The organism is Bacteroidales bacterium, from assembly GCA_018334875.1.
Classification (GTDB): domain Bacteria; phylum Bacteroidota; class Bacteroidia; order Bacteroidales; family UBA12077; genus JAGXLC01.
On record JAGXLC010000431.1, the window covers coordinates 1 to 3,401 of the forward strand.

The following is a 3,401-nucleotide window of genomic DNA, read 5'->3' on the forward strand; positions in this document are numbered from 1 at the left end:
AGAGAGAATGAAATTCATCTTTCGGTAACCTATTTCACCTTTAATGAGTTTCCAGGCAGAAATTAACCTTTTCATATTTATTTCCATTTGTGATGATAACCTTATTAACTCCGGGCGCAACAACAAAGATACCTAAAATACCGTGGGGCAGTACATAAAATTTCCGGATCAGACTATTCCGGCAATATTTCTCCCTTTTGCATGTGCAATATGCGGGTACTGTATTGAGCTGCTTTGCTGTCGTGAGATACCAGCAAAACGCTTCCACCTTCGCGGGTATACTCCCGGAGATATGAAAAAATGATGTGTGCGTTGTCTTCATCAAGATTCCCGGTGGGTTCATCGGCCAGGATAATTTGTGGTCTGTTAAACAAAGCTCTGGCCAGAGCGGTTCGTTGTTTTTCTCCCATGCTCATCTGATACGGGAAATGATCCATTCGGCCGGAGAGTCCGAAATGCTCTGCAAGCTGCTCGGCCCTGGCTCTGGTGTCGTGATTTCCAGTAGCCAAAGCAGGAGAAACAATATTTTGCCGAACAGAAAGGTATGGAATAAGATGAAACTGTTGAAAGACAAATCCGAGGGTATTGGCCCGAAGCCTGTTCCTTTGGGCATTGTCCATTTTATAAGGATCCTGGCCGTCTATAGTGACATTCCCGCTTGTAGGATGCAGTAAAGAGCCTGCTATCAGCAAAAGGGTGGTTTTTCCGCATCCACTGGGCCCGTTAACCGTTAAAAACGCACCTTCCTCAAGCTCAAAAGAGATGTCTTTCAAGGCTTCAACAGTTCCTTGTTTTACATGAAATGTTTTATTGATATTATTAAATATAAGCATACGCTTCTTATAATTCATTAGTGTAACAGTTTATTAAAGGATTAAATTTCAGATTGATTTACATGCCAAATTCAATAACTTTGCTTGTATCTCCATGGAACCCGCATGTTAATCATTTTCTTGTTGTGTAGGTTCTGCATGCGGGTTTCATTCGGATAAAGTTTGATTATATATTTGTAATTCAATTAAATAAAACCTCAAAAATCAAACCTTGTGCTTCCTTCGCCATGGAACCCGCATGCCACTCATGTCCTTGTTGTGAAGGTTCCTAGATGCGGGTTTCTTTGACTTTAATACATCCTTTTCGCTGAATTTTGGCTTACTCTCTGTGCAGTATTTCTGCCGGATCCTCCCTGGCGGTTGCCAAGGCTGGGATCCATGCTGCCATTATTGACAACAGCGTGGCACCCGCAATGGAAATAAGAAGCAACCAGGCTAAATACGAGGGTTCAAGGTTAATCCAAACAAATGAGCCTTCCAGGAACTTACTGAAAATGTAACTGGAAAGAAGTCCTCCCAGAAATCCCGTAATGCCACCTAAAATACCAATTATAAAATACTTCGTGAGAAAAACCTGCAAAATCTTTCCTACCGGGAAACCCATTGCCCTAAAGATACCGATCTCTCCACGCCGCGAGCGGAAATTCAGTAAGCCCAAAAACGCGATCCAAACGCCACATGCAATAAAAATCACCGGAATCAAAACAGAAGTAATGCTTTCCCTTACTTCCCGTAAATTCTGACGATGTTTCATTTCACTTTGTATGGATTGCTTTGCTCTTTCCCGTACTTTCATGCGGGCTTCTTCTCTTGCCAGGATCTTGCTGCTACCCTGCTCGATCACCTGTGTTCCGGGAAGAACCTCCGTTATTTTGCTTCTTAATTCCCCGGGCTCTACATCTCCAAAACACAAACATTCCAATGCAAGTATGGCATTGATCACTCCCTTTTTGTTTAACATTTTCTGGGCTTTTTCCAGATAAATCCAGGCGGAGATATCATCCTTATTGCCCCTTTCCTCAAAACATTCATCTACAATAAATTGCTCCCCATTAAGTCGAATCTCCTCTCCTTCATTCAGATCCAATTTTCTATGGAGACGATATCCCAGTTTGATAGTGCCTTCGGATACGGGATTCACCATGGGCTCTCTATAGGGCTTATCCTGATTCGGCACTTCTCCTCTCGTGCCAATCAGAATGATCTCGGTATCTTTTTCTTCCCATTTCACCCTGGTTTGCAAAATCGGAAGAAAATGCCTGGCTATAAGTAAACCTGAACCGGCCAGTTCCTCTACATAATTTTCCGGCATATACGTATCCCCATAATCTTTGGCATACCAATCAGAGACATCCTGATTTTTAGGAAGTATCAAAATATTGAAACCCAGTTCCAGAGTTGCTTTACGCATATCATTCCGAAGGGAATCCATACGCTGTTCCAGTTGCGCCTTTTTGGTCTGTAGGATCTGGTTGGTGCGATAATCATGGATACGTAGAATCAGTATTGAACCGATCAATGCACTTATGGCAATAAAAACAGAAACCACAGAAAGAATAAAATTTCTCCTGCGATAACCCATTTCATCCTTAACCAATCTGTGGCCGGAAATCCCTTTTTTCATATTGATCTTCTTTATCTTCGCTTTAAAACAATAACAGTCACCACACCGATGATCACAACAAGAATCCCTATTATACTACCGGTGGTATTCATTATTTTAGAACTAAAAAATGAAGCATTCTGGTCGGTAGTAAGATCAATGATGGAATCATTTTCTGTAGTAGTAATTGTTGAACCGGAGGCCGAGGCAGAGTCTGGCATCACGCTGGTAAGCGTTGGAGAAGACTGTTGATCTGAATACTCGTTAAATGCTTTTTCCCAATTGGCCTTTACCAACAAATCTGTTCCCGGGCTGGCCATTTTCACCTGACAGGCACATGGACTCATAAGAAACCTCATGATGTTGTAGATACTTTCCTGAGATATATCCTTTCCGCTAACAGTGGTTAGAGCCCTTCCCCTGCCAAAAACCGGTATAACCAGGGGTTCATTTATCCCGGATCCTTCTTTAAGGCCTGTGATCATAGAGAGCAAAACCGCTTCACCGGCGTTGTCTGCGGAAACTTCTACTACGGGAAAAGAAACCTCCCCCTCTTCGCTTTTTAACAGGTCTTCAAATCGAGGGTTTTGTTTCATCTCAGTCACCGTTTTTGAAATTCCTTCTTTCAATCTAACAACCGTCTCATTATTATCTGTTTGACCGGCCGGTTGGACAAGCATCCATACAACAGGACTTCCTTCAAGTAAATGATTGGTTAACTCCCTGAATTTTGCAGACTCCATCATAGTTTCCAAAACCGGCATATGCAGTGGACCGGTCCAAAAAGGTTTATTGCTCCCTTTCTCTCGCGGATACCACAAGGCAAGAGCAGGTAGCTTACCGGGTTTATTATCCTGCAGCAATTGTTCGTATTGATCGGGATTTGTTTCAACATCCAGTTTTTCAATACGAAGATTGAGCACTGAGTTGTCTTTACTGAGCATTTCCTGAAACTCGGCAAAGGT

The 3,401-nt window shown here is 42.5% G+C and carries 3 protein-coding genes; all 3 read right to left on the reverse strand.

What is annotated here, in order from left to right; translation table 11 throughout:
* Positions 1–173: 173 nt before the first annotated feature.
* Positions 174–851, reverse strand: coding sequence for an ABC transporter ATP-binding protein (locus tag KGY70_19330; GenBank protein ID MBS3777355.1), 678 nt, complete (start codon positions 849–851; stop codon positions 174–176).
* Positions 852–1,152: 301 nt separating this feature from the next.
* Entirely contained in the window at positions 1,153–2,457 is a 1,305-nt protein-coding gene (locus KGY70_19335) for an FtsX-like permease family protein (protein MBS3777356.1), read from the reverse strand.
* Positions 2,458–2,468: 11 nt separating this feature from the next.
* Positions 2,469–3,401: hypothetical protein (locus KGY70_19340; GenBank protein MBS3777357.1), on the reverse strand; the 933-nt coding region annotated here is incomplete at its 5' end.

Coding starts and splice junctions, on each gene's coding strand:
- KGY70_19330 (MBS3777355.1), bottom strand. CDS start 851: ATGAATTATAAGAAGCGTATGCTTATATTTAATAATATCAATAAAACA.
- KGY70_19335 (MBS3777356.1), bottom strand. CDS start 2,457: ATGAAAAAAGGGATTTCCGGCCACAGATTGGTTAAGGATGAAATGGGT.